Below are 25,751 nucleotides of genomic sequence, written 5' to 3'. Positions count from 1 at the left end.
TTGCGGTAAGCGACCCCCAACTCTTCATCAGCACAATAAAAAAACTCCCGAACAAACCGGGAGTTTTCCAATCCAGAACTGAAAGCCGAAATCAGGCGCTCAGCTTTTCCATGATTTCTTCGCTGACTTCGAAGTTCGTGTAAACGTTCTGCACATCGTCATCGTCTTCGAGTGCATTGAGCAGCTTGAGGACAGAGCGTGCCTTTTCCTCATCAAGCTCGGTATTGGTCTGCGGCTTCCAGATCGTCTTGATCGATTCGGCTTCACCCAATGAGGCTTCGAGGGCCTTGGAGACGTCACCGATGTCTTCAAAGGCGCAAAGGATCACGTGATCTTCCTCGCCCGACTGAACATCCTCAGCGCCAGCTTCAATGGCTGCTTCCATGACCTTATCGGCATCACCGACTTCGGCCTTGTAGACGATTTCGCCAACGCGATCGAACATGAAGGATGCAGAACCGGTTTCGCCAAGCGCGCCGCCCGACTTCGTGAAAGCAGCACGCACATTCGATGCGGTACGATTGCGGTTGTCGGTCAGGGCTTCGACGATCACCGAAACACCACCCGGGCCGCGGCCTTCGTAACGCACTTCATCATAGTTTTCACCGTCATTGCCGGCGGCCTTCTTGATAGCGCGTTCGATATTGTCTTTCGGCATAGACTGCGCCTTGGCGTTCTGAATTGCCAGACGCAGGCGCGGGTTCATCAATGGGTCAGGCAGACCCTGCTTGGCCGCGACAGTAATTTCGCGTCCGAGCTTGGAAAACATTTTCGACCGCACGGCATCCTGGCGCCCTTTGCGGTGCATGATATTCTTAAACTGTGAATGGCCAGCCATGGCACCCCTGTTCTGTTCTAATGAAGCGCACGGAGAAAGCGTCACATGAGAATAGGGCAGGCCACAGCTCGGGCCACCGTGCTTTCCGTGCAGAATGCGCGCGTTATAAGGAATTGAGCCTCATTCGTCCAGCAAAAGCGCTAATTTGCTGATTCCTATGTCGATAATGCACTTAAGTCTCGACGTGATGTTGCAAACAAATTATCTATAAAATCATGAATCAGCGCTCCAGTGAAACTCCCGGCGAAACCATTGCCGTCCGCATCAGCCGCATCCTCGCGGATCGCATCATTGCGGGTGAGATTGAGCCGGGCAGCAAACTGCGGCAGGATCATATTGCCGAAGAGTTCGAAACCAGCCATGTGCCTGTGCGCGAGGCGTTTCGGCGGCTTGAAGCTCAGGGGCTTGCTGTGTCGGAACCGCGCCGGGGCGTGCGGGTTGCATCATTTGATATCAGTGAACTCCACGAAGTTGCCGAAATGCGAGCAGCGCTTGAAGTGCTGGCGCTACGTCACGCGGCCCCGCATATCACCCGCGCCACACTCGATGCCGCAGAACAGGCAACCCTTGAAGGCGATAAATCGCGCGACGTAAAAAGCTGGGAAGATGCCAATCGCCGGTTTCACCGATTGATTCTCGACCCCTGCAACATGCCGCGCCTGCTTGCCGCGATAGATGATCTCCACGCGGCCAGCGCCCGCTTTCTGTTTGCCACCTGGCGCTCCGAATGGGAAACCCGAACAGATCACGATCACCGCGCGATTCTGACAGCACTCCGGCAAAATGATGTCGATGTCGCTGCGACGATTCTTTCCCGCCATGTGCAGTGGATTGGCCATCGTCCGGTCAAGACCGCTTCCGGCAAAACACGCGATTCCTTCGCTATCGTCGGCTGACCAATTTAAAGTCACAGCTATAAATCTTTGATTTCCGGGCACTTTGCGCCTCGTGATAAGTGAATTATATATTTTATTAATTTCACACTTGCCAAATCCAGCGTTTCGCTGGAATTTAAATAGATCGAATCTTATTTTTATCTATAATTTGAGGACGCTATGGTAAGCATCACGCAACCACGCTCAACGTTCAGCCCACTCAATCTTGAATCCCGTTCACCGGCAATGCGTCTCGCAGCCATTGCACTCGGCACATTGGCTCTGGCGATTTCATCACAGGTCGCGGTGCCGATGATTCCCGTCCCAATCACGCTGCAAACACTGATCGTTCCACTGATTGGTGCACTATATGGCTGGCGTCTTGGCCTTATTACCGTTCTGGCGTGGCTCGGCGAAGCCATGATCGGCTTGCCAGTTCTGGCTGGTGGCGCTGGTGGCATCCAGCATTTTGCGGGCCCGACGGCGGGCTATCTCGTCTCGTTTCCGATCATCGCAGCAATGACAGGCTATCTGGCAGAACGCGGCTGGAATGGTAAGCGCGTAGGCCTAGCTTTTGTATCGTTTCTTGCCGCCAATCTTCTCTGCCTTGCACTGGGTGCAATGTGGCTTGCAGGTGCTATCGGCATTGAAAAGGCCGTCGCCTTCGGCGTAACGCCATTCCTCATCGGCGCGCTCATCAAGTCAGCCCTCGGTGCTGCCATTCTCAAAGCTGCCGCACGCTAACTCAAACATAACAAAGCCGCCCTCTTCAAAAGAGGGCGGCTTTTTCGTGCCTGAAAACTTTACTGTTTTCGCCTGCGTCGAGCCAGCATATTGAGAGCCTCGACCAGCGCCGAAAAGCCCATAGCCGCGTAAATATAGCCCTTTGGCACATGGAAGCCAAAACCATCGGCAATCAGCGTCATACCGATCATCAACAGGAAGCCCAGTGCCAGCATCACAATGGTTGGATTGTTGGCAATGAACCGCGACAGCGGATCGGCAGCGAGCAGCATGACTGTAACGGCGGCGAGCACAGCAATAACCATAATCGCAATCTCGTCGGTCATACCGACAGCGGTAATGATCGAATCGACGGAGAACACGAGATCGAGGATCAATATCTGCACAATGGCAGCACTCATCGTCAGCTGAACGACCTTGCCGCCAATGTTCTCCTTACCGTCTTCCGGATCGACAGTGTGGTGAATTTCCTTGGTCGCCTTCCAGACGAGGAAAAGACCACCAGCGATGAGAATTATATCACGCCAGGAGAAACCATGATCGAAGGCGTGGAAAACCGGTTCTTTGAGCTGCACAATGATTGAGATCGTAAACAGCAATGCCAGACGCAAAATGAGCGCTGCACCAATGCCAATGCGCCGTGCTTTGGATTGCAATTCAGCGGGAAGCTTATTGGTCAGAATCGATATGAAAATAAGATTGTCGATGCCAAGGACGACTTCCATCGTCACCAGCGTGATCAGTGCGGCCCATCCGCCTGGACTTGAAAGAAATGCCAGATGCTCGGCAAAAAACTCCATTGAGTCGTGTCCCCTTACGAAAGCTCATCGCAAGGAAATAGGAACTCCGCAAAAGCGTTCAACGGGCGGCGATCCCCTATCTGCAATCAGCAGCCCCATTGGCGATAACTTCGTAAATCAGCACAAAATGAAGCGTTACAGCGGTTCCAGTTAAGACTTAATCGTTGGAACCGCTGTAACTATTTGTTTTTACGCATTTCCGAACGCAAAACCGGTTCCCACTTTTGGCTCAGATGCTTTATTTCCAGAATTCCGGAATGGCCTCTTCAAGCCTTGCGCCGATACGCAAAGGAGCCACTTTTTCGGCAAGACCCGTACGGTCGGAAATCTCGATCCCGACACCGCAAATTGTCGCTGGGCCGCTGGCCGCTTCAAAACGGCCTTTGGGTACTTTCGACAAAAAGCGATTGAGCGGCTCTTCCTTATCCATACCAAGCGACGAGTCATAGTCGCCGCACATGCCTGCATCAGACATATAAGCAGTGCCATTGCGCAGTATCTGGCAATCAGCGGTCGGCACATGGGTATGCGTTCCAACAACGGCGCTCGCCCGCCCATCGACGAAATGGCCGAAGCACTGCTTTTCACTGGTTGCTTCCGCATGGAAATCGAAGAACACCGCATCCGCCTGTTCACCAAGCGGGCAAGCTTCAAGGATCTTCTCGGCAGCGATGAAAGGATCATCGAGGTCCGGATGCATGAACACGCGGCCCATCACATTGGACACCAGCACGCGCGCGCCGTTCTTCGCAATGAAGAGCCCCTCGCCTTTACCCGCTGTTCCTTTCGGAAAATTGGCCGGACGCAGAAACCGATCTTCACGCTTGGAAAAATCCAGCGCTTCGCGCTGATCCCATACGTGGTTTCCCGTCGTCACCACATCCGCGCCTGCGCGGATCGTGTCGTGAAAAATTTCTTCGGTTATGCCGAAGCCGCCAGCGGCGTTTTCACCGTTGACGATCACAAAATCCAGCTTGAGATCAGAGATCAGCCCCGGCAGCTTTTCATAGACCGCCGTGCGCCCCGACCGGCCCACCATGTCACCAAGAAAAAGTAATCTCATAAATGCGTCTTTATCAGCCCTGATTGAATGAGCGCAAGCCGGTCTCGGTCAGTATATGGTGAAGAGCAATGTCGTGCGGCTCATTGGGCACATGTGGCACTTCCTGGCAGTCAAAAGCCATCCCGACTAACAGCGGCTCCAGACCGCGTTCGGCAAAGCGAGCCAGCGCTCGGTCATAATGCCCAGCACCATAACCCAACCGATGTCCACGCTTGTCAAAACCCGCCAGCGGCATCAGCATGATCGCAGGATCGACCAGCGGTGCATTTTTGTCTGGTCCCATGGTACCGAAACCTGTTTGAACGAGTTCCGCATCGGGTAGAAATTCACGAAAAGCAATCGTTACCTTGTCGAGCACAACAGGCAGGCAGAGCCGCACACCCTTTTCACGCATGTAAGACAACAACGGGCGCGGATCGATCTCTGAACGGATTGGCCAGTAACCAGCGATCATCATGCCTTTGAGGGCAACGATAGCCGTTTCAGCCTTCTTCGCTGCCGACAAGGAAGCCTCATAGCGAAACCGGGGATCAAGTGCGTCACGGCGCGAAAGCACCTCACGCCTTAATGCCTGCTTGTCATCGCCTCGTGGCTGTCCATCGTCGTTCATTGCAGCGCCCTCCAGTGATTTTGCTAAAGCATGTCGTGTTTAATCATATCCATGCAACACGATTTAAGCCCTTGTTTTCTCGTATGTCTTTATCCAATAACCGGTTCCCACTTTTGGGAGATAAACATTAGTGGAGCCGGAATGGCGGCATCCGTCAAGAAGCAGCTGCAATCTGTTCTGAGCGATCCCGAATGACTTTCAGCACAACACTATGAAAATCATTCAGGAAAACCTTGCCCCACAGGTCACAGTAGAAATTGATCGGCGTCGCAATCTGATAGCGGGTAGTGAGTGTGAGGCGCGTATGACCGTTCGGCAATGCTTCAAGACGATAATCGCCATTGGCGAGCTTGAGATAGTTGCTGTTCACATTGATATGGGCCTCGACAGCCGCGGGAATCGAATCAGACAAAAACCGGAAATCCCACGCTAAAAGCTTGTTTTCTTCCCAGCGCGTCACGACTTCCTGAAACTTGACGCCCCGCGTCCATTCAAGCTGACGCACGGCACCGATGCCCGTTCCCTCAAGACGAGCGTCCACGGGCTGTGGAACGCCAACGATGCCATGGCTGAATGTCCATGATAGCTCGTCCTGACGTACATTGCGGATTTCCGCCGTTTGTTGCCAAACCACTTCCGGTGGCGCTGCGATGTCAATGATTGTTGTCACAGCCCCATCATGCGGCTCATATTTCAGCAATGGCTCAAGCGGATAAAACAGCAACGGCAGCGCGATCACCAGCATCGTGGAACGCGGTGTGCGGAAACGCCGAATAAGCGAAAGCGTCACCCATGAACCCAGTGCGGAGAAAATGCAGAAAAATGGCGATGCCATCACGACGCAAATGCCACCTTCTCTGAAGCCAACCATGCTGACGACAACCAAACCGCCGATAATCATCCAGCCCATTCTTACATGACGCCAGAGGTCTTTTTCTGCACGCGGATCGCTGAGGCTGGAAGCAAGACTTGATATCGCCATCGGCAAAAGCATAAGCCCGCCGATGAACGGCATCCATTCCCGCGCTGTGCTCACCCAAATCAGGAGATAGAGCAAAAGCCCGTAAGCCACTGCGACTGGAACAGCCACGCGCAAACGTTCAAAAAAGCCGGCTACATTTGGGGAAGAAGAATTCATCTAAAAACGCACATATCTTTGAAGGATAACGCGTTTTAGAGCATTTGAACCGAAAGCGCGAGGCACCTTTGGCCCGGACCATGCACAAGTTAGGAAAAATGCGTAATTTAGAGAAAAGTGGCGACCACGACGACCGATGGTTGTGATTGATCCCGGGAACCTACAACGTAGGTGGGTGCCATATGCGAAAGCCCACAGGCCTTCACAGGGACAGCTCCCTTAGAGATCAATAAGGCCCCGGGGATGCTGTAACACCTGTCGGGAAGCGCAGTACGCCGACAACCTATATAGGCCCTGTCACAGGTGAGCGCCAGTAGCTACCTTGATATGAGCTATTATATTTTCGTTACGAAGAGCTTGGGCGCGGCGCAATGCGCGAGGCGACCTGTTCAAGCCGAGCGGCTACGTCCGAAAGCAGACCGGTAATCGCCGCATCGTTCTTGTCGGCACTGGTCAGTGCCTCATCGCGGGATCGGCGCAAAGTTTCAATTTCGGCCTCAAGCCCTTTAATACGCTTCTGCGTTTCGGCAAGCTCATCCATCACCATGATGCCGGCCATCACCGTCAGACGCAGATCGCCGATTTCGCCGAAAGAAGATTTGAGATGGGTGACGTATTGGTCGAAACGATCAGCAAGACCTGAGAGATGCTCCTCCTGCCCTTCGTCACAGGCCATGCGATAAGCTTTGCCGTCAATGGTAACGGTAACAGTCGCCATGCTTATTCCCCTATCGATCCAGAACGGCGCGTATGGTCTCCATCGCCGTCACAAGACGACGCGAGACTTCGCGATTTGCGGCTTCCAGCCGTTCCGCGCGCGCCTCAGACTGATCGAGTTCCTGAGCAAGACGGCTGCGGTCAGCGTTCATGCGCTGCACCTCTTCCTCGGCTTCGGCGAAATCGCCTTCCTTGTCCAGCCGCAGGTCCACCGCTTGTTCAAGCGTATTGAGTGCCTTTTCCAGCCGTTCAAGGACCTGCCTGAGGGTCGTTTCGGGTGCCATCCATATCCTTTCCAATGCCAGATCACAGACATCGAATCGCGCCTGCCGGACGGGCATCTTTGAAAATACTGTAATAATCGACCGCCCGATAAGCAACAAATGACGAGCCAGACTGGCTGTTCATGCACCGTTATCAGCGCAAAAAAGGCTTTTCGGTGATGAACAGCCCATAAATTGCCCGCATTCAACGCACAGTCGCGGACTGTTTATCGTTCAAAAGTCATCGTTTTGTTGACTCCTCGGGCGCAGGTGCTATGTGTCCCAAAGCCTTCTGCAGCGCGAGCATCTGAAGAATTTAATCGGTTTAAAGAGATTAAATCGTTTAGTATAAGGAGTTCGTGCTTCAGTCCCGAGGCATCGCCGCAACCCCGTTAAAACCTCTATGGAAAGACGGCCGAGACCATGACGAATTCCGATAAACAAAACCAGTTGGCCAACGCTATCCGCTTTCTCTCGATTGATGCGGTTGAGAAAGCCAATTCCGGCCATCCCGGCCTGCCGATGGGCGCAGCCGACATCGCGACAACGCTCTATACGCGTTTCCTGTCGCACGACCCGCAGAACCCACATTGGCCAGATCGCGACCGTTTCGTGCTGTCAGCAGGTCACGGCTCAATGCTTCTTTATTCGCTGCTCTTCCTCTCGGGCTACGAAGATATCACCATCGACGAAATCAAGAATTTCCGTCAGCTGGGCTCGCGCACCGCAGGTCACCCGGAATATGGTCATGCCGCAGGCATCGAGACCACCACCGGTCCACTTGGTCAGGGCATTGCCAATGCTGTCGGAATGGCGCTGTCCGAGCGCATCCTGAACGCACAGTTCGGCGACAGCCTTGTTGACCATTACACCTATGTGATTGCCGGTGACGGCTGCCTCATGGAAGGCATCAGCCAGGAAGCCATCGCGCTTGCCGGCCATCTGAAGCTTAACAAGCTCATCGTCTTCTGGGATGACAACAACATCACCATCGACGGTGCCGTTTCCCTTTCCGATAACACCGACCAGCCTGCACGTTTCGCCGCTTCCGGCTGGAATACGCTTGCTGTTGACGGCCATGATCAGGATGCGATTGCCAAGGCTATCGAACTGGCCAAGGTTTCGGAAAAGCCAACGCTCATCGCGTGCAAGACCACCATTGGTTTCGGTTCGCCAAACAAGGCCGGCACGAACAAGGTCCACGGCTCGCCACTCGGCGCAGAAGAAATCGCTGCGACCCGTAAGGCACTTGGCTGGTCGGCAGAACCATTTGTGGTTCCTGCTGAGGTTCTCGACGCTTGGCGCGTTGCTGGCCTGAACTCTGCCAAGAAGCGTCAGGAATGGGAAAAGCGTCTGGCAAATGTCGATGCTGAAACCCGTGCAGAATTTGAACGTCGCATGCGTGGCGATCTGCCTGCAAACTTCGATGAAACCATCATCGAATATAAAAGGAAGCTTTCCGCTGAAAAGCCCAAGGTTGCGACCCGCAAGGCGTCGGAAATGGCTCTGGAAGTCATCAATGGCGTTGTTCCTGAAACCATCGGCGGCTCTGCCGACCTGACCGGTTCCAACAACACCAAGACCAGCCAGACCAAAGCTGTGACGCCAGAAAACTACGGTGGCCGTTACGTCCACTATGGTATCCGCGAACACGGCATGGCGGCTGCGATGAATGGCATGACACTGCATGGCGGCGTCATTCCTTACTCCGGCACCTTCCTGACCTTCTCAGATTATTGCCGTCCGGCAATGCGTCTGTCGTCGCTGATGGGCATCCGCGTCGTTTACGTCATGACGCATGATTCGATTGGTCTTGGCGAAGATGGTCCGACCCACCAGCCGGTCGAACATCTGGCTGTTCTGCGCGCAATTCCAAACCACAACGTCTTCCGTCCGGCAGACGCAGTGGAAGCAGCAGAATGCTGGCAGCTTGCACTGAAGTCGACAAAGACCCCTTCGACGCTCGCTCTGACCCGTCAGAACCTGCCAGTCGTGCGTACCGAACATCGCGAAGAAAACCTCTCCGCATTCGGCGCATACGAACTTGCAGCCGCAAGCAACGATGCCAAAGTCACGATCTTCGCAACCGGTTCGGAAGTGGAAATCGCGCTCAAGGCTCGCGACCTTCTCGAAGGCAAGGGCATTGCAACCCGTGTTGTTTCCGTTCCTTGCTTTGAGCTGTTTGAAGAACAGAGCGATGCATACAAGCAGGCAACGCTTGGAAATGCGCCGGTCAAGATTGCTATCGAAGCAGCGCTCGGCCTCGGCTGGGAACGCTTCATCGGCGACAACGGCGTGTTCATCGGCATGAAGGGCTTCGGCGCTTCGGGCGAGATCAACGATCTTTACAAGCATTTCGGCATCACAGCAGAAGCTGCTGCCGAAGCCGCGGAAAAGAAACTCAACGCCGCCGCATAATTATCAAACGCCGGCGTTAAACACGCCGGCGTTTACGTTTCCAGTTGGGGCGTTCCCAAACGCATTCAACTGTTTTATCAAGCCACTGCATATGCAGAACCCTTTCGGGAGATTTAGAGAAAATGGCAGTTCGCGTCGCAATCAACGGTTTTGGCCGCATCGGCCGTAATGTCCTCCGCGCTATCGTCGAATCAGGCCGCACCGACATTCAGGTCGTTGCAATCAACGACCTTGGCCCGGTGGAAACAAATGCGCATCTGCTGCGCTATGACAGCGTTCATGGTCGTTTTCCAAAAGAAGTAAAAGTCGTTGGCGACACCATCGACGTTGGCTACGGTCCGATCAAGGTACACGCTGTTCGCAACCCGGCTGAATTGCCGTGGAAAGAAGAAGGCGTCGATATCGCTCTGGAATGCACCGGCATTTTCACTGCACGCGACAAGGCCGCTCTTCATCTTGAAGCAGGTGCCAAGCGCGTCATCGTTTCAGCTCCTGCCGACGGTGCTGACCTCACTGTCGTCTACGGTGTGAACCACGACAAGCTGACGAAGGACCACCTGGTCATTTCCAACGCTTCTTGCACCACCAACTGCCTCGCGCCAGTGGCTCAGGTTCTCAACGATGCAATCGGCATCGAAAAGGGCTTCATGACCACGATCCACTCCTACACGGGCGACCAGCCAACGCTGGACACCATGCACAAGGATCTCTACCGCGCACGCGCAGCAGCACTTTCCATGATCCCGACTTCGACGGGTGCTGCAAAGGCTGTTGGTCTGGTTCTGCCAGAACTCAAGGGCAAGCTCGACGGCGTTGCAATCCGCGTTCCAACCCCGAATGTCTCGGTTGTCGACCTGACCTTCGTCGCCAAGCGCACGACCACTGTTGAAGAAATCAACAATGCGATCCGCGAAGCTGCCAATGGCCGTCTCAAGGGCATCCTCGGTTACACCGATGAACCACTCGTATCGCACGACTTCAACCACGATTCGCATTCGTCGATCTTCCACACCGACCAGACCAAGGTCATGGACGGCACGATGGTACGCATCCTGTCTTGGTACGACAATGAATGGGGCTTCTCGAGCCGCATGAGCGACACTGCAGTCGCTTTCGGCAAGCTGATCTAAGCAGCTCAATGTTTCGCTCCCTTCTCCCCACCGTTGCGCGCTGGCGTTCGCTGGAAGGAGAAGGGCTCGAACATCTCAATATCACGCCCGCCGGTAACACTATCAACGCAACTGGCGTTATTATCGGCGAGCGTGGCGATGTTCCTTACGGTGTACGTTATAGCATCGATTGCGCAAGCGACTGGCGCGTATTCCATTTCCTCATCGAAACGACATCCGGCTTAACGCTCGAACTCAAATCCGATGGAAATGGGCGCTGGACTACTATGGCCGGCGACGTACTATCCGAGTTTGATGGTTGCATAGACATTGATCTGGCAGGAACACCTTTCACGAATACTCTGCCTATCCGCCGTTTGGGTTTGACGCCCGAAAGCGGCACGGTACAGCTCGACATGCTCTATGTACCGTTCAATAGTTTCCGTCCGTTGCGAGACAGCCAACGTTATACCTGTCTTAAGGAAGACAAGCTCTACCGTTACGCTGCCGCCGACCGCACGTTTACCGCTGAATTGCCCGTCGATGAAGACGGGCTTGTCACCGATTACCCAACCCTGTTCCAGCGCCTGCCTGTCTGAGCGATAATCGCTCACAGACTGCTGGAAAAAGCCCCGGGAGAATTCTCATGAGTTTCCGCACCCTCGATGATGCCGACGTCAAATCAAAACGCGTTCTGGTTCGCGTTGACCTCAACGTGCCTATGGCTAACGGCGAGGTAACCGACCTCACCCGTATCGAACGTATTGTTCCAACCATTGCGGAACTGTCGAAGAAGGGTGCCAAAGTCATCCTGCTCGCTCATTTCGGCCGTCCAAAAGGCGTTTCTTCTGACGAAAACTCCCTGAAACACGTCGTCAAGCCGCTCGCAAAAGTGCTTGGTCACGGAGTGCATTTTGCCGAAGATTGCATTGGCGATAAAGCCAAGTCGGCAGTGGAGGCACTCAAAGACGGCGATGTTCTGCTTCTTGAAAACACCCGCTTCCACAAGGGCGAAGAAAAGAACGATCCAGAATTCGTTGCAGCACTTGCAGCCAACGGAGACATCTATGTCAATGACGCCTTCTCGGCAGCGCACCGCGCGCACGCTTCGACCGAAGGTCTCGCCCATGTGCTGCCAGCCTATGCAGGCCGCGCCATGCAGGCAGAACTTGAAGCGCTTGAAAAGGGCCTCGGTCAGCCAGCGCGTCCGGTCGTTGCAATCGTTGGCGGCGCCAAGGTTTCGACCAAGCTCGACCTGTTGTCAAACCTTATCGAGAAGGTTGATGCACTGGTGATTGGTGGCGGCATGGCCAACACTTTCCTCGCAGCACAAGGCCGCGATGTCGGCAAATCGCTTTGCGAACATGACCTTGCTCACACTGCGCGCGAAATCATGGCCAAGGCTGAAAAGACCAAATGCGCCATCATTCTGCCTGTCGATGCGGTTGTTGGCTGGCATTTTGCTGCCGACACACCAAACCAGACCTATGGCGTTGACGCTGTGCCAAGCGACGGCATGATTCTGGATGCTGGCGCGCTTTCCACCGACCTGATCGCCTCGGCCATCGATGATGCGGCAACACTCGTCTGGAACGGCCCGCTCGGCGCATTCGAATTGCGTCCTTTCGATGCAGCAACCGTCAAGACAGCCAAGCATGTTGCAGCTCGCACCAAGGCAGGCAAGCTGGTATCTGTCGGCGGCGGCGGCGACACTGTTGCAGCGCTCAACCATGCAGGTGTCGCCGACGACTTTACCTATATCTCGACCGCTGGCGGCGCTTTCCTTGAATGGATGGAAGGCAAGCCACTTCCCGGCGTTGATGTGCTGAAGAAGTAAGAAAACGAAAAGCCCGGGGTTTCCTCCGGGCTTTTTCTTTATGTCTTAGGCGTCAATTTCAACAACCGCCCAGGATTATCATCCTCAATCACCCAGATCGCGCCGTCAGGACCAACTGCCACGTCGCGAATACGGTTTTCCATGGAAAACCGTTCAGTTTCATTCGGCTGACCGTCGCTGTTGATCGTCACGCGGATCAGCGCCATCGACGAAAGGCCAGCGATCAGCGCAGAGCCATTCCAGTCGGCAAACATTTTGCCCTTGTAGAATGCCAGTCCGCCCGGCGAGATCACCGGCGTCCAGAACAGCATCGGTGCTTCGAACTCTGGCCGCGTGCTGTGGCGCGGGATCGGACGGCCACTATAATTGTCGCCATTGGAGACAACCGGCCAGCCGTAATTGAGACCCGGCTTGATGAGATTGAACTCGTCGCCACCGCGCGGCCCCATCTCATGTTCCCACAATTTGCCGTCCGGCGCGAAAGCTAGCCCATAGGGATTACGATGACCCGTTGTCCATGTCAGTGCCTTAACGCCGCCTTCGGAAGCCATCGGATTATCCTTGGGCACAGAACCGTCGAGGTTCATGCGCAGGATTTTGCCCATCGGTGCATTTTCATCCTGAGCAGTCGCCGGTGACATTCGATCACCGACCGACAAGAACAGATGTTTTTTGTCCAGCGCAAAGGCAATCTTGCCGCCTGGCTGGCCGCCCTTCGCGGGCGTAGCCTGCTGCCAAATTGCCTTGATATCCTTAAGCTCAGCCTTGCCCTTGCCTTCAGACAGCGTTGCACGCGCCAAAATGAGCGCGCCGCCACCATTTTCCGGCATGACATAGGTGAAATAGATCGCCTTGCTCTTGGCAAAATCAGGCGCAGGAACAACATCCAGCAGACCATTCTGGCCGCTGAACAAAACCTCCGGCACGCCTGCAACTTCCGTCTTCTCACCCTTTTCGGTTACGACAAAAATCTTGCCACCCTTCTCGGTGAGGATCAGTTTGCCGCCCGGCAGAAATGCAATCGCCCATGGTGTGTCAAATTCCGCCACTGCTGCCACATTGAAAGGCAATTCAGTGGTGGCTTCCCTGCTTCCTGCATTGATGCTGTCCGCAAAGGCGGTCTGAGCCGGAAGGGCGATCATCGATGCAGCCAGAATGAACGGCAGGCTTAGTAGGGCACTTCGCATCTCTCCTCCTTATAATTGATATCCTTTAGATGGGATTCTCAGGCGTCATGTCAAAACCAAATGGGGTTGAAATCGCATATTCGTCTGTCGAATCTGGAATATTCATTCTGCACGCCAATTAGAGCAGAGTTCTGACAGCCGGTAAGAAAACTTGTCCCGGCTAAATCGTTTGAAAAAATTTCAATCGTTTCAACCACTTGCGCTGCCATTTTGTTGGCCTAACTCTTCTGCTATCGAAAATGAATATGTGTCTTGAGAGCGGCTGAGGCTCTTTGCCCAGCTTCCCAATATTGCCCCTTGCGGGGCCTTAAGGAGCTAACACATGACCGAACGTCTTGAAGATATTGCAATTGCACTCGTCGCAAACGGCAAAGGGATTCTGGCTGCGGACGAAAGCTCCGGCACCATCGCAAAACGTTTTGAAAGCATCGGCCTCGCCTCGACTGAGGATTCGCGCCGCGATTATCGCGAGATGCTGCTCCGCTCTGACGACGCGATGAAGAATTACATTTCTGGCGTCATCCTCTATGATGAAACCATTCGTCAGAAGGCCAAAGACGGCACACCACTTGTCGATCTTATCCGCAAGGCGGGTGCTGTTCCGGGCATCAAGGTTGACGCCGGTGCAAAACCTCTTGCAGGTTTTGACGGTGAAACCATCACGGAAGGTCTTGATGGCCTGCGTGAGCGCCTCAACGAATATTATGGCGTTGGCGCACGCTTTGCGAAATGGCGCGCTGTGATTTCCATCTCTGATGGGCTTCCGACATGGGGAGCGGTCAAGCAAAACGCGCAGGCCCTCGCCCGTTATGCGGCACTCTGTCAGGAAGCGGGTATCGTGCCAATCGTTGAGCCGGAAGTGCTGATGGATGGCAAGCCGGGCGATCATTCCATCGACCGTTGCTACGAAGTCACCGAATGGGTGCTCAAGACCGTTTTCACAGAACTCTACGACGCACGCGTCAGACTTGAAGGCATAATCCTGAAACCGAACATGGTTATCGACGGCAAGAAGGCGCGCAAAGCCTCTGTTGAAGAAGTGGCCGAAAAGACCGTCCGCTGCTTCCGCAACACGGTCCCTGCCGCAGTGCCGGGCATTGCTTTCCTGTCGGGTGGCCAGACTGGCGAAGAAGCAACAGCACATCTGTCTGCAATGAATGCCGGCTTCGAAATGCCATGGAAAATGACCTTCTCCTATGGCCGTGCGTTGCAAGCCGCTTCACTGGAAGCCTGGGGCGGCAAGGACGAAAACGTTGCTGCTGGCCAGCGTGCCTTTGCGCATCGCGCCAAGATGAATGGCCTTGCTGCAACTGGCGGCTGGCAAAAAGACCTCGAAAAAGCTGCCTAACCGGATATTGCACATGAAAGGCCTGGTTTACGACCGGGCCTTTTAGTTTTCCGCAAAATGAAACCCAACGGCCAATGCCATTACAAAGATTGCAATAACAGCGATCTTCCAGAAATCACCACGTTTCTTCAAACCCGGCAAGCCAAGCGGCTTGATGATGTGCAAGCCCATGAGGGCCATAAGCAGCACAGGCAGGACTTTGGTCACAAAACACCTCTCATGCTTTCTTGTGGCCCAGCCATTCGTATCCCGCAAGCCTCATCAAATTATACGGTGGCTATGATACACTTATTCATCTTTAGTTTCATGGACGAGGCTTTAATCGTCAGCATACACTAACCACCGGAGGTGATGAAAAGCGCATGGAGGAGACGAGGCCAAACTGGCCTGTCTTGCGCTTTCATCCAGCATGTTATCGCGACGCTTTTGCGGGCCATCCGGTCTGGTAGAGCACGCGCTTCTGGGAGGAACGCATGACGTCAAGATATGCCGAAACCTATGCCGCATGGCAGAACGACCCCGAAGGTTTTTGGGCCGAAGCAGCCAAGGCCATCGACTGGTTCAAGCCGTGGGATCAGGTTCTCGCAAGCGATGAAGGTGTCTATGGTCGTTGGTTCACGGGAGCCGAATGCAACACCTGCTACAATGCACTCGACCGCCATGTCGCAAATGGGCGTGGTGATCAGGTAGCGCTTATCTACGATAGTCCTGTTACAAATTCGGCACGCAAATTCACCTATTCCGAATTGCTCGAAGAGGTTGTGGCGCTGTCTGCCGTCATGCTCGACAATGGTGTAACGAAAGGTGACCGCATTCTCATTTATATGCCGATGGTGCCGGAAGCAGCCATTGCCATGCTGGCTTGCGCTCGAATCGGCGCCGTGCATTCGGTGGTGTTTGGTGGCTTTGCCGCCAACGAGCTTGCAACCCGTATCGATGATGCAAAGCCCGTGATGATCATTGCCGGTTCATGCGGCATCGAACCAACGCGCGTCGTGCCCTATCAGGCGATGCTCGACAAGGCGATTGCAACTGCCCACCACAAAGTCAAACACTGCATCATCCTCCAGCGCGAACAACATCCGCACAATCTTATTGAAGGTCGCGATATCGATTATCGATCAGCAGTAGATGCGGCGCGCGGTCGTCATGTCCCTTGCACATCGGTCGCAGCCACCGATCCGCTTTATGTGCTTTACACATCGGGCACCACCGGCGAGCCCAAAGGCGTGGTGCGCGACAATGGCGGGCATATGGTGGCGCTCGCATGGTCGCTGAAACATGTCTTCGGTATTGAGCCGGGACAGGTTTTCTGGGCAGCATCCGATGTCGGCTGGGTGGTCGGTCACTCCTACATCGTCTATGCACCGCTGATTGCAGGCGCGACCAGTATCCTTTTTGAAGGCAAACCCATCGGAACGCCTGATGCTGGCACCTACTGGCGCATTATCGCGGAGCATGGTGTTGAAGTGATGTTCACCGCGCCTACTGCGCTGCGTGCTATCAAGAAGGAAGACGCAGACGGCAATTTCGTGCGACGCTACGATCTTTCCAAATTCCGCGCCCTTTATCTTGCTGGTGAACGCGCAGATCCTGACACGATCCACTGGGCGGAAAATCTGCTCGGCTGTCCGGTAATCGATCATTGGTGGCAGACTGAAAGTGGCTGGCCGATGGTTGCCAACCCGCTTGGCCTTGGACTGCTCGAAACCAAATACGGCTCCCCCGCTGTCTGCCTGCCAGGCTATGATATTCGCGTGCTCGATGATGCAGGCCATGAGGTCGAACGCGGTCAGCTCGGCAACATCCTGATCAAATTGCCATTACCGCCCGGCTGTCTGCCAACCCTGTGGAACGCCGATGACCGTTTTCGCAAAGCCTATCTCAACGAATTTCCCGGCTATTATAAAACCGCTGACGCGGGCTACATGGATGAAGACGGCTATCTCTACATCATGAGCCGCACCGACGACATCATCAATGTCGCGGGCCACCGTCTTTCGACGGGGGCCATGGAGGAAGTGCTGTCCAGTCATCCCGATGTTGCAGAATGTGCGGTGCTTGGCATTTCCGATGCCGTCAAAGGTCAGGTGCCCTGCGGCTTCCTTGTGCTGAAATCCAATATCGACCGCGATACGCACGAGGTCGAGAAGGAATGTGTCAGTATGATTCGCGATGTCATTGGCCCTATCGCTGCTTTCCGACTGGCTTTGACCGTAAAGCGCCTGCCAAAGACCCGTTCGGGGAAAATATTGCGATCAACGATCCAGAAAATTGCGGATGGCGAAGAATGGAAAATGCCAGCCACCATCGACGATCCGGCTATTCTCGATGAAATCAGCTCAGTTTTACGAGAGCGACACATCGGTCTGGCTTTTGCGTAGCTCTGCATTATCGCACATCAAATCCGAAAACCGCTTCACACTTTTCGGGATGCGCTTCCAACTCTTGACCGGCGCAAGTCGCCGGTCCACTCTCCGTCAAAATTCGGAGATTGATCGATGCAGTTAGAAGGCAAGGTGGCAATCGTCACGGGTGCTGCCCGCGGTATTGGCTATGCCATTGCCAAGCGTTTCCTCATGGATGGTGCGAGCGTTGTTGTGTCGGATATAGACGGCACAGGAGCGTCAAAGGCTGTCAGGGATCTGGAACAGTATGGCAAGGTTCTCGGCATTGCTTGCGATGTTGGCGACAAGCTCGATATTCACAATCTTCTGACCTATGCCGCCACCAATCTTGGTGAGATTGATATCCTCGTCAACAATGCAGGCATCGTGCATCAGGCCGATTTTCTCGATCTCAAGGAAGAAGACTTCGATCGCGTGATGCGCGTCAATCTCAAAGGCGCGTTTCTCTGTGGTCAGGCTGTCGCCAAACGTATGGTTGCCCGCGTGGAAGCGGGGGGCGAGGCTGGCAGCATCATCAACATGTCGTCGATCAATGCGATATTCGGCTTACCGGAACAACTTGCTTATTCTGTCTCCAAAGGCGGCATGAACCAGCTGACACGCACGATGGCAGTGGCACTTGCCAAATGGGGGATTCGGGTCAATGCAATTGGTCCGGGTTCCATCGAAACTGATATGCTGTCAGCCGTAAACACGAATGCCGAAGCACGCAAAAAGATTGTCGAGCGCACGCCGCTCGGGCGAATCGGTCAAGCTTCTGAAATCGCAGCAATTGCGTCGTTTCTGGCATCCCGTGATTCGAGTTATGTCACCGGCCAGACGATCTATGCAGATGGTGGTCGTCTGCCACTGAGCTACACCGCCACACCACGGTTTAAAGCCTGATCAAGTAATTGCGGTGCGCTAATATTAGGATGATAATAAAGCGATCCCTCCTGACAGATAGCTGTCAGGAGCCCTGTGTCATAGTATCTTCCTAGAGAAGAGGGATTCACCATGGCACTCGCAATCGCACCACTGCTCGCAGTTCTGAAAGAATACATGCGCAGGCAGGACGAACGTCGACGCTTCATCCTCACACAACGCGCGCTCGACAATCTCCCGCGTGACCTGCGCAAGGATATGGGTTGGCCAGATCGCTATCTGGAGCAGCGCAAAGCCAAACAATGCAACGGAGAATGAACCCGGAATGCGCCGCGCAGACCGCCTTTTCCAGATCGTTCAGCACCTGCGCGGTGGCAGGCTTGTCACCGCGCGACAGCTTGCCGAGCGGCTCGAAGTGTCAGAACGAACCATCTATCGCGATATTGCTGATCTGCAATCGACAGGCGTTCCTATCGATGGCGAGGCCGGCGTTGGCTATATTCTGCGGCAAGGCTTTGAGCTGCCGCCGCTGATGTTTACGCGTGATGAAATCGTGGCGCTTGTAGCAGGCGCGCGCCTAATCCGCGCCTGGGGCGGCGTTTCCATGGCGCGTGGCGCTGAAGAAGCGCTGGTAAAAATCGAAGCCGTTCTGCCCAAGGAAGAACGTGCCCGCATCACCGGCACACAAATTCACGCGCCGTCGACAAGCATCAGCGTAAGTGAACGCCGTGTCATCGATGCGGTCGAACGTGCTGTCGATGAAGGCACAGTTCTTAACATCCGTTATCGCGATCTGGAAGCCCGGGAGAGCGAGCGCGATATCCGTCCGCTGGGTCTGTGGTTCTGGGGCAAAGTGTGGACAGTGATTGGCTGGTGCGAGTTGCGCAATGCTTTCCGCACTTTCCGCACAGACCGTATTCTTACGGCAGGCAATGCAGGTCGCACCTTTCGCTCTGAGCGCGGCAAGACGCTTGCCGATTTCTATCGTCTCATGGAAATGAGCGAATACAACGCATTTAAGGATTGATCTCCCAAAACCTCATAAAAAACCCGCCAGACCGGCGGGTTTTTTATGTCCATTCGAAGAAAGCTTATTCTTCGTCTTCTTCGGTGTTTGAGCCCTTCAGCGAAGAGAGCTTTGCGAATACCTTGTCCGCATCCAGCTCTTCTTCTTCAGGCTGCTCATCACGGTAATCGAAGTTTTCGGTCGCAGATGCTGGCAGCAGCGTGCTGTCAGATTCCTGCGCTGGGCGATTGCGTGCTGCACGTTCGACTTCAAGGTCGAGGTCGATCTGCGTGCAAAGGCCGAGTGTCACAGGATCCATTGCTGTCAGATTGGCTGAATTCCAGTGGCTACGGTTGCGAATCTGTTCGATGGTCGACTTGGTCGTGCCGATCAGACGGGAAACCTGCGCATCCTTCAGTTCAGGATGGTTACGCACCAGCCAGAGAATCGCATTTGGACGGTCCTGACGCTTGGAAAGCGGCGTATAACGCGGTCCCTTGCGCTTGGCTTCTGGCACGCGCACCTTTGGATCGGAAAGCTTCAGGCGGTGATAAGGATCCTTTTCACCCTTGGCAATTTCTTCGCGCGAAATCTGGCCGGTGATAACTGGATCAAGCCCCTTGATGCCCTGCGAAGCTTCACCGTCAGCAATTGCCTTTACCTCAAGCGGATGCAGCTTACAGAAAGCAGCAATCTGATCAAAAGACAAAGCCGTATTATCGACGAGCCAGACGGCCGTTGCCTTCGGCATAAGAAGCTGGGTGGCCATTAGATATAATCCTTCTGTTCGTCCGCTCCGGTGGCGCGGGACGTGGGAAAAACCACAAATTCCGGGAAATCACGGCCTATATATATTTTTTTTGACCATAGAGCAAGAAAGTGCTTCCACCACATCCCCTATTCTCTATCGCAAGCTAAAATCATGCCACGTCGAGCACGATTTTGCCGATATGCTGACCACCTTCCATCCGGTCATGCGCCCGCCACGCGTCTTTGAGCGGGAAAATCATATCCATAACCGGGGAGACGCGGCGTTCCGCCAGCAGCGGCCAGACTTTTGCTTCCAGTTCACGCGCAATGTCCGCTTTGAAGCCAACAGACCGCGGACGCAATGTCGAGCCGGTATGGGTAAGGCGCTTTGTCATCAGAAGTGCAAAGTTTGCGGTTGCCTTCGCGCCATTCAGAAACGCAATCTGCACAATGCGCCCATCCTCTGCGGCGGCCTTGTAATTACGATCGACGTAATCGCCGCCCACCATATCGAGAATGACATCGGCTCCTTTGCCTTTGGTCACATCTTTGACCACCGTGACGAAATCCTCGTCGCGATAGTTAACGGCCCTGTCTACGCCGAGCTTCAGACAGGCTTCGCACTTGTCCGTCGAACCTGCCGTGACAATCACATTGGCACCAAACGCTTTGCCAAGCTGAATAGCTGTTGTTCCAATACCGGATGAGCCGCCGTGGATCAGCAAAGTCTCGCCTTCTTTCAAGCCGCCACGTTCAAACACGTTATGCCAGACGGTGAAAAAGGTTTCGGGAATTGCCGCAGCTTCAATATAGCCATAGCCAGACGGCAGCGGCAGCGCGTTGGTTTCGTGCACAACCGCATATTCGGCATAGCCGCCACCAGCAAGCAAGGCCACGACCTGATCGCCGATCTTGTAGCGCCTGACACCTTCGCCAAGCGCAACAATATCTCCCGCGATCTCAAGGCCCGGAATATCGGAAGCACCCGCCGGTGGCGCATAATGCCCCTCGCGCTGAAGAACGTCGGGGCGATTGACGCCCGCCGCACGTATCCGAACCAGAACCTCCCCTGCTTTTGGCGCAGGCACCGAACGCTGGATCGGGCGCAGCATATGAGCGCCACCCGGGCCTGCGATTTCGATTGCTGTCATCTGGGAAGGCAATTCGGCCATCATGATCAAACTCCTGTTCAAACGTCTCGTCGCAGAAATACCACCCACAGGAGTACACTGCTCATTTCAATATAATTCTCCATCGATTTCTTGAAATATATATGCGAAGATTCAAGGTGTTAAATCTTTTCTGCGCTTATAAGTCCGTCATAGACTCCGGAGGAAGGCCATGATCGGTATCGATGAAGATGCAAGTAAGCCCCGCGACAGCGTGGTTCTAAGTGAGGATGAGCTGGCGCTGCTTTCAGTCATAGAGATCGACCAGCGCATCACTTTGCTACAATCCGAAATTGAGCGTCTGAAGGCTGAAAGGCTTAAAAAAGGTGACAGCCGCGCTGCTGCCGAAGCGCTTTTCCGCTGAGCTATCGTCTCAGCCCGATCATCAACGATAGAGCGAAGTCGCACCTCTCGCGACTTCATAAAATCCCGGGAACGTGATCTTGCGAATTTACATTCAGGTTCTGGCGCTACTGTGTGGCACAGCCTTTCTTCTGATGGCCTCCGGCCTTCACGGCCTGCTGCTGCCATTGCGCGGCGGCCTTGAAGGCTTCTCCGTTGCATCTCTGGGTATGCTGGGCACCACATGGGCGGGTGGCTTTGTCGCGGGCTGTGTCTTCGCCCCGCGCCTTGTGCGACGCGTCGGGCACGTTCGTGCATTTGGCTGCTTTGCAGCCTCCGCAGCGATCATTGCACTTCTGTCCGGCATCTATATTGATGCGATATCATGGATTATTTTGCGCACCTTCACTGGCTTCTCTATGGCGGGCGCATTCATGGTGATCGAAAGCTGGCTCAACGAGCGCGCCACCAACGAATCCCGCGGCAAGATTTTTGGCCTCTATATGATGGTCAACTACGGGGCCACAATGAGTGGTCAGATGATGGTGGCGAACGGAGATATCCGCGGCGATCATCTGTTCATGATCACCGGCATTCTTTTCTGTCTGGCGCTTATTCCAACTGCCATGTCGACGGCTGTCAGCCCAAAACCTCTCACCGAGGTTCAACTTGATCTCAAAGCGCTTTACCGCAATTCACCCGCCGCCTTCGTCGGCTGTATCCTGATCGGCATTGCCAATGGCGCATGGGGCACACTGGGCGCTGTGTTCGGCGCAAAATCTGGCATTTCGACTACAGAAATCGCATTGATGGTCAGCGTAACCATTGCTGCCGGTGCTCTGATGCAAATTCCGGTCGGGCGCATTTCCGATCTTGTTGACAGACGTTATGTTCTGGCCGGGGTTGCTTCACTTGCAGCTCTCGTCGGACTTATGGCCTTCATCATCGGCCCGTCGAACGGCAAAGTCATAATCATCATGACAGGCTGCTATGGCGCGCTCGCCTATGCACTCTATCCCGTCGCCGTTGCCCATGCGAATGACCACGCGTCGTCTGAAAGTTTCGTGAAAGTATCAAGTGGACTGCTGCTGCTTTACGGTTTTGGCACCATGCTCGGGCCCTTGCTGGCAGCCGCCGCTATGGACATCTTCTGGCCATCCGGTCTATTTGCAATAACTGCCCTCGCCCACATCTCGATCACCGGCTATGCGCTGTTCCGCTCGCGCAGGCGCGCATCCGTGCCAAAGGCTGAGAAAGAACAGTTCAAGAGCATGCCTTCTGTGAAGAGCGCGACACCAGAAGGCATGAATCTCGACCCGAGAGCGGAAGTTGACGGCTGAGAAGTCGCTTCAGGCAAGCAACAAAAAAGCAGCGAATAATCGCTGCTTTTCACCATGCTGTTAAATTTATCTAATATTGGATGCTTGGGATGCTCGGCGGCTGACGCACAGCCGCCAACATCTTCAACAGTACCATCCTATTGGCCGTCACCAATGGCGATTGCGTACTGTCCATGGAACTTTCGGATTTGAAAAAGTCCGAAAGCGATAAGCTTTGGAGCGCGGCCCGAGAAGTCTGAAGTTATTCTCGGATAGAATACGCGAAGATCCAAAACATTAGGGTGTCGACCTTATTCGATCAGATCGAACACACGCTACTGACGGATGGTTTAATGTCGAGTGACTTGTGTTCTCAGTTTTTCGATCTGCTCCTTGAGCACGAGCTTTTTGCGCTTGAGAGATGCAACGTGAAGATTGTCCATTGCCGGTGACGCCATGGCATCGGAAATTTCCTGCTCCAGAGCGCCGTGCTTTTTTTCGAGCGTGGCAAGATGGGACTCGATAGCCATCATCATTTCTCCTTTGATTGATTTCCCAAAGGATGAAACCGTGCGCGAAGTACCTGCCAACCGCAAAGCTTCACCCGCTCACACTGCGCAAATACCCAAAATACTCCTGTTTTTTCGGGCCAGTTACGCAGTCCCGACTGTCATGAACCGCAGCTCGTTGACAGCCGCCCATGACAGAACCATGACACTTTGGCATGAGTGAGGTCGAAAGTCGAATTTGTCGTGGTAGCATTTTCCAATCACGAAAAATGTGATAAGGGCTGCTCTCGAAACGGGTCTGTGCCACGCTGGCGCGGCCCGTAATATTATTCTGAACAATACGGGGCAAACCGCATGTCCGATCAGGAACAGGCCGAAATCAGATTGGCCGTCGCACGTCTGAAACAGGAACACGCGGATTTCGATGCAGCCATCAACGCCATGATGACGGTCGGCTGTGATCAGTTGCGTATCCAGCGCATGAAAAAGAAAAAACTCGCTATCAAAGACAAGCTGCAGGAAATGGAAGATCACGTCATTCCTGACATCATCGCCTGACCTTCAGATAGCAATGAGTTTTTAGCCGGGGTCCGCCCGGCTTTGTTTTTACTACACTAACGACCGAACTACGGAAGCGGAAATAGGAAAGATCAATGAGCGTGAGTGCAGACGTCGCCATCATTATGGGTAGCCAGTCCGATTGGGAAACCATGCGTCATGCTGCCGATACGCTGGATGCATTGGGAATATCTTTTGATGCCCGTATTGTTTCCGCGCATCGGACGCCTGATCGCCTTGTTGCTTTCGCCAAAGGCGCGAAAGCCGAAGGTTTCAAGGTGGTGATTGCCGGTGCAGGCGGTGCTGCCCACCTTCCAGGCATGGCCGCAGCCATGACGCCTCTTCCGGTATTTGGCGTGCCCGTGCAATCCAAAGCTCTTTCGGGACAGGACTCGCTTCTTTCGATCGTCCAGATGCCAGCAGGCATTCCAGTCGGCACTCTGGCGATTGGCCGTGCAGGTGCTGTGAATGCAGCCCTTCTTTCCGCAGCCGTTCTTGCACTTTATGACGATGCACTCGCGGCACGTCTGGATGAATGGCGCACAGCGCAGACCGAAAGCGTTGCAGAACGCCCATCCGACGAGGTCTGATATGGCAAATTCAGCACTCACAGCTAGCCTGAAAGCCGGATCGACAATCGGCATTATCGGCGGCGGCCAACTTGGCCGTATGCTTGCAATGGCGGCTGCTCGTCTCGGATATGAGACCGTTATTCTGGAACCTCAGGCTGATTGCCCTGCAGCACAAGTCGCAAATCGCCAGATCGTTGCTGCCTATGATGATCCAGCTGCGCTCGCAGAGCTTGCTACCGCCTCTGATGTCATTACCTATGAATTCGAAAATGTGCCGGTGATTGCCGCAGACAAGCTAGCGGAAACGGCGCTCGTCCTGCCACCGCCCGCTGCACTCGAAATCTCGCAGGATCGCTTTACAGAAAAGCAGTTCCTCAATGAAAGCGATATCGCGACCGCACCATGGCGTCTGGTTGATGATGAAGAATCGCTCATTGCAGCTTTGGGTGCACTTGGCGGACGCGGCATCCTGAAAACCCGCCGTCTGGGCTATGACGGCAAAGGACAGGTTCGCCTGACGTCGCTCAATGAAAGCGAGGCTCGCGCAGCACTTGAGACGATCAAGCACGCGCCTGCGATCCTTGAAGGCTTTGTTGCGTTTGAGCGCGAGGTTTCGGTTATCGCCGCCCGCGACCGCAGCGGCAATATTGCGATTTTCGATATCGCCGAAAACGTCCACAAGGACGGCATTCTCGCGACCTCTAGCGTTCCAGCAACCATCCCTGCAAAAACGGCGGAAGCGGCCAGCAAGGCAGCCGAGAAGCTTTTACATGCACTCGACTATGTCGGTGTGCTTGGCCTCGAATTTTTCGTTCTCGCCGACGGCACTCTGCTGGCCAATGAGTTTGCGCCACGTGTGCACAATTCAGGTCACTGGACAGAAGCCGCTTGCGCCATTTCACAGTTCGAACAGCATATTCGCGCAGTTGCGGGGCTTTCGCTTGGTGATACGGTTCGCCATTCAGACTGCGTGATGGAGAATCTGATCGGTGACGACATTGAGCAGGTGCCAGCGATTCTCGCAGAATCGAATGCAGTGCTTCATCTCTATGGCAAGAAGGAAGCTCGCCCGGGCCGCAAAATGGGTCATGTGACCCGCATTAAGCCCCGTGCAAGTTAAGCATTACAGGGGAATCCATCAGATTCCCCTGTTAACAGGCCCCTGCGGCAAGATTTTCCGAACAGAGCTTCGTGAATCTGTCGTGCGGGAGTTGACATTTGGCTGGAATATTGTGTATTTCGGCCAACCCTTCGGGCAGGAATACTGCCTGTAACCAATTGGCGCCTTGGGCGCCTGTTTTTATGCA

28 protein-coding genes and 1 other RNA gene are annotated in these 25,751 nt (G+C 54.3%); 16 read left to right on the top strand and 13 right to left on the bottom strand.

Features of this window, described 5'->3' with window-relative positions; genetic code table 11:
- Window positions 1-91: 91 nt before the first annotated feature.
- Window positions 92-838 carry a YebC/PmpR family DNA-binding transcriptional regulator gene (locus tag QBD00_RS17865; RefSeq protein ID WP_095447336.1) on the bottom strand — a complete coding sequence of 249 codons (747 nt, stop codon included), beginning with the start codon at window positions 836-838 and terminating at the stop codon, window positions 92-94.
- A gap of 215 nt (window positions 839-1,053) precedes the next feature.
- Here QBD00_RS17865 and QBD00_RS17860 point away from each other — a divergent pair, with 215 nt between their 5' ends.
- Complete coding sequence (locus QBD00_RS17860) at window positions 1,054-1,734, top strand: GntR family transcriptional regulator (RefSeq protein ID WP_095447337.1); 681 nt, start codon at window positions 1,054-1,056, stop codon at window positions 1,732-1,734.
- Between the two features lie 159 nt (window positions 1,735-1,893).
- Entirely contained in the window at window positions 1,894-2,457 is a 564-nt protein-coding gene (locus QBD00_RS17855) for a biotin transporter BioY (protein WP_318580148.1), read from the top strand.
- Window positions 2,458-2,516: 59 nt separating this feature from the next.
- Here the strand turns inward: QBD00_RS17855 and QBD00_RS17850 are convergent, their stop codons facing one another.
- The 7 genes from QBD00_RS17850 to QBD00_RS17820 form a co-directional block, all read right to left on the bottom strand.
- On the bottom strand, window positions 2,517-3,257 hold the full coding sequence (locus tag QBD00_RS17850; RefSeq protein ID WP_095447339.1) for a TerC family protein: 741 nt from the start codon (window positions 3,255-3,257) through the stop codon (window positions 2,517-2,519).
- A 238-nt stretch (window positions 3,258-3,495) separates the two neighbouring features.
- A complete protein-coding gene (locus QBD00_RS17845; RefSeq protein WP_095447340.1) occupies window positions 3,496-4,320 on the bottom strand; it encodes a TIGR00282 family metallophosphoesterase in 825 nt (274 codons plus the stop codon).
- Between the two features lie 13 nt (window positions 4,321-4,333).
- On the bottom strand, window positions 4,334-4,930 hold the full coding sequence (locus tag QBD00_RS17840; protein ID WP_318580147.1) for a 5-formyltetrahydrofolate cyclo-ligase: 597 nt from the start codon (window positions 4,928-4,930) through the stop codon (window positions 4,334-4,336).
- Between the two features lie 154 nt (window positions 4,931-5,084).
- Window positions 5,085-6,068: an SRPBCC family protein gene (locus QBD00_RS17835; RefSeq protein ID WP_318580146.1), complete on the bottom strand. Its 984-nt coding sequence runs from the start codon at window positions 6,066-6,068 to the stop codon at window positions 5,085-5,087.
- Between the two features lie 118 nt (window positions 6,069-6,186).
- A non-coding RNA gene (gene ssrS, locus QBD00_RS17830) (6S RNA) lies at window positions 6,187-6,345 on the bottom strand.
- Window positions 6,346-6,414: 69 nt separating this feature from the next.
- On the bottom strand, window positions 6,415-6,786 hold the full coding sequence (locus tag QBD00_RS17825; protein WP_318580145.1) for a cell division protein ZapA: 372 nt from the start codon (window positions 6,784-6,786) through the stop codon (window positions 6,415-6,417).
- Window positions 6,787-6,796: 10 nt separating this feature from the next.
- A complete protein-coding gene (locus tag QBD00_RS17820; RefSeq protein WP_010661399.1) occupies window positions 6,797-7,069 on the bottom strand; it encodes a DUF4164 domain-containing protein in 273 nt (90 codons plus the stop codon).
- Between the two features lie 402 nt (window positions 7,070-7,471).
- Between QBD00_RS17820 and tkt the strand changes: the two genes are divergently transcribed.
- The 4 genes from tkt to QBD00_RS17800 all read left to right on the top strand — a co-directional run bounded on the left by tkt (window position 7,472) and on the right by QBD00_RS17800 (window position 12,412).
- Entirely contained in the window at window positions 7,472-9,466 is a 1,995-nt protein-coding gene (gene tkt, locus QBD00_RS17815) for a transketolase (RefSeq protein WP_318580144.1), read from the top strand.
- Between the two features lie 122 nt (window positions 9,467-9,588).
- Window positions 9,589-10,596 carry a type I glyceraldehyde-3-phosphate dehydrogenase gene (gap, locus tag QBD00_RS17810; protein WP_095447345.1) on the top strand — a complete coding sequence of 336 codons (1,008 nt, stop codon included), beginning with the start codon at window positions 9,589-9,591 and terminating at the stop codon, window positions 10,594-10,596.
- Window positions 10,597-10,604: 8 nt separating this feature from the next.
- On the top strand, window positions 10,605-11,174 hold the full coding sequence (locus tag QBD00_RS17805) for a putative glycolipid-binding domain-containing protein (protein WP_095447346.1): 570 nt from the start codon (window positions 10,605-10,607) through the stop codon (window positions 11,172-11,174).
- A 47-nt stretch (window positions 11,175-11,221) separates the two neighbouring features.
- Window positions 11,222-12,412 carry a phosphoglycerate kinase gene (locus QBD00_RS17800; protein ID WP_095447347.1) on the top strand — a complete coding sequence of 397 codons (1,191 nt, stop codon included), beginning with the start codon at window positions 11,222-11,224 and terminating at the stop codon, window positions 12,410-12,412.
- A gap of 38 nt (window positions 12,413-12,450) precedes the next feature.
- Here QBD00_RS17800 and QBD00_RS17795 read toward each other — a convergent pair whose 3' ends face one another.
- The gene (locus tag QBD00_RS17795) at window positions 12,451-13,599 is read right to left on the bottom strand and encodes a PQQ-dependent sugar dehydrogenase (RefSeq protein WP_095447348.1); all 1,149 of its coding nucleotides are present in this window, start codon (window positions 13,597-13,599) and stop codon (window positions 12,451-12,453) included.
- Between the two features lie 322 nt (window positions 13,600-13,921).
- Between QBD00_RS17795 and QBD00_RS17790 the strand changes: the two genes are divergently transcribed.
- Window positions 13,922-14,947, top strand: a complete 1,026-nt coding sequence (locus tag QBD00_RS17790; RefSeq protein WP_318580143.1) for a class I fructose-bisphosphate aldolase — start codon at window positions 13,922-13,924, stop codon at window positions 14,945-14,947.
- 42 nt (window positions 14,948-14,989) lie between these two features.
- Here QBD00_RS17790 and QBD00_RS17785 read toward each other — a convergent pair whose 3' ends face one another.
- The gene (locus QBD00_RS17785; protein WP_167388303.1) at window positions 14,990-15,154 is read right to left on the bottom strand and encodes a hypothetical protein; all 165 of its coding nucleotides are present in this window, start codon (window positions 15,152-15,154) and stop codon (window positions 14,990-14,992) included.
- A gap of 266 nt (window positions 15,155-15,420) precedes the next feature.
- On the opposite strand from QBD00_RS17785, the gene QBD00_RS17780 reads away from it, so the two are divergent.
- The 4 genes from QBD00_RS17780 (at window position 15,421) to QBD00_RS17765 (ending at window position 19,246) form a co-directional block, all read left to right on the top strand.
- The gene (locus QBD00_RS17780; protein WP_318580142.1) at window positions 15,421-17,331 is read left to right on the top strand and encodes a propionyl-CoA synthetase; all 1,911 of its coding nucleotides are present in this window, start codon (window positions 15,421-15,423) and stop codon (window positions 17,329-17,331) included.
- 117 nt (window positions 17,332-17,448) lie between these two features.
- A complete protein-coding gene (locus QBD00_RS17775; RefSeq protein WP_318580141.1) occupies window positions 17,449-18,240 on the top strand; it encodes an SDR family oxidoreductase in 792 nt (263 codons plus the stop codon).
- Between the two features lie 111 nt (window positions 18,241-18,351).
- Window positions 18,352-18,537, top strand: a complete 186-nt coding sequence (locus QBD00_RS17770) for a hypothetical protein (RefSeq protein ID WP_095447352.1) — start codon at window positions 18,352-18,354, stop codon at window positions 18,535-18,537.
- A 7-nt stretch (window positions 18,538-18,544) separates the two neighbouring features.
- Window positions 18,545-19,246 carry a helix-turn-helix transcriptional regulator gene (locus QBD00_RS17765; RefSeq protein ID WP_095447353.1) on the top strand — a complete coding sequence of 234 codons (702 nt, stop codon included), beginning with the start codon at window positions 18,545-18,547 and terminating at the stop codon, window positions 19,244-19,246.
- 64 nt (window positions 19,247-19,310) lie between these two features.
- Here QBD00_RS17765 and QBD00_RS17760 read toward each other — a convergent pair whose 3' ends face one another.
- Complete coding sequence (locus tag QBD00_RS17760; protein WP_095447354.1) at window positions 19,311-19,994, bottom strand: DUF1013 domain-containing protein; 684 nt, start codon at window positions 19,992-19,994, stop codon at window positions 19,311-19,313.
- Between the two features lie 151 nt (window positions 19,995-20,145).
- On the bottom strand, window positions 20,146-21,150 hold the full coding sequence (locus QBD00_RS17755; protein ID WP_264233167.1) for an NAD(P)H-quinone oxidoreductase: 1,005 nt from the start codon (window positions 21,148-21,150) through the stop codon (window positions 20,146-20,148).
- A gap of 166 nt (window positions 21,151-21,316) precedes the next feature.
- On the opposite strand from QBD00_RS17755, the gene QBD00_RS17750 reads away from it, so the two are divergent.
- Both QBD00_RS17750 and QBD00_RS17745 read left to right on the top strand, forming a co-directional pair.
- Entirely contained in the window at window positions 21,317-21,508 is a 192-nt protein-coding gene (locus QBD00_RS17750) for a DUF1192 domain-containing protein (RefSeq protein ID WP_095447356.1), read from the top strand.
- A gap of 79 nt (window positions 21,509-21,587) precedes the next feature.
- Entirely contained in the window at window positions 21,588-22,826 is a 1,239-nt protein-coding gene (locus QBD00_RS17745; protein ID WP_095447357.1) for an MFS transporter, read from the top strand.
- A 329-nt stretch (window positions 22,827-23,155) separates the two neighbouring features.
- Here the strand turns inward: QBD00_RS17745 and QBD00_RS17740 are convergent, their stop codons facing one another.
- Complete coding sequence (locus tag QBD00_RS17740; protein ID WP_024895753.1) at window positions 23,156-23,338, bottom strand: YdcH family protein; 183 nt, start codon at window positions 23,336-23,338, stop codon at window positions 23,156-23,158.
- 330 nt (window positions 23,339-23,668) lie between these two features.
- On the opposite strand from QBD00_RS17740, the gene QBD00_RS17735 reads away from it, so the two are divergent.
- From QBD00_RS17735 to QBD00_RS17725, 3 genes are all read left to right on the top strand, one after another.
- Entirely contained in the window at window positions 23,669-23,872 is a 204-nt protein-coding gene (locus QBD00_RS17735; RefSeq protein WP_095447358.1) for a YdcH family protein, read from the top strand.
- Between the two features lie 101 nt (window positions 23,873-23,973).
- The gene (purE, locus tag QBD00_RS17730) at window positions 23,974-24,462 is read left to right on the top strand and encodes a 5-(carboxyamino)imidazole ribonucleotide mutase (RefSeq protein WP_191793453.1); all 489 of its coding nucleotides are present in this window, start codon (window positions 23,974-23,976) and stop codon (window positions 24,460-24,462) included.
- Window position 24,463: 1 nt separating this feature from the next.
- A complete protein-coding gene (locus QBD00_RS17725) occupies window positions 24,464-25,564 on the top strand; it encodes a 5-(carboxyamino)imidazole ribonucleotide synthase (RefSeq protein ID WP_264233163.1) in 1,101 nt (366 codons plus the stop codon).
- Window positions 25,565-25,751 lie beyond the last annotated feature (187 nt).

The sequence above is a fragment of the Ochrobactrum sp. AN78 genome (genome assembly GCF_029909885.1).
GTDB lineage: Bacteria > Pseudomonadota > Alphaproteobacteria > Rhizobiales > Rhizobiaceae > Brucella > Brucella quorumnocens.
This window is presented reverse-complemented; position numbering and strand designations above follow the sequence as displayed.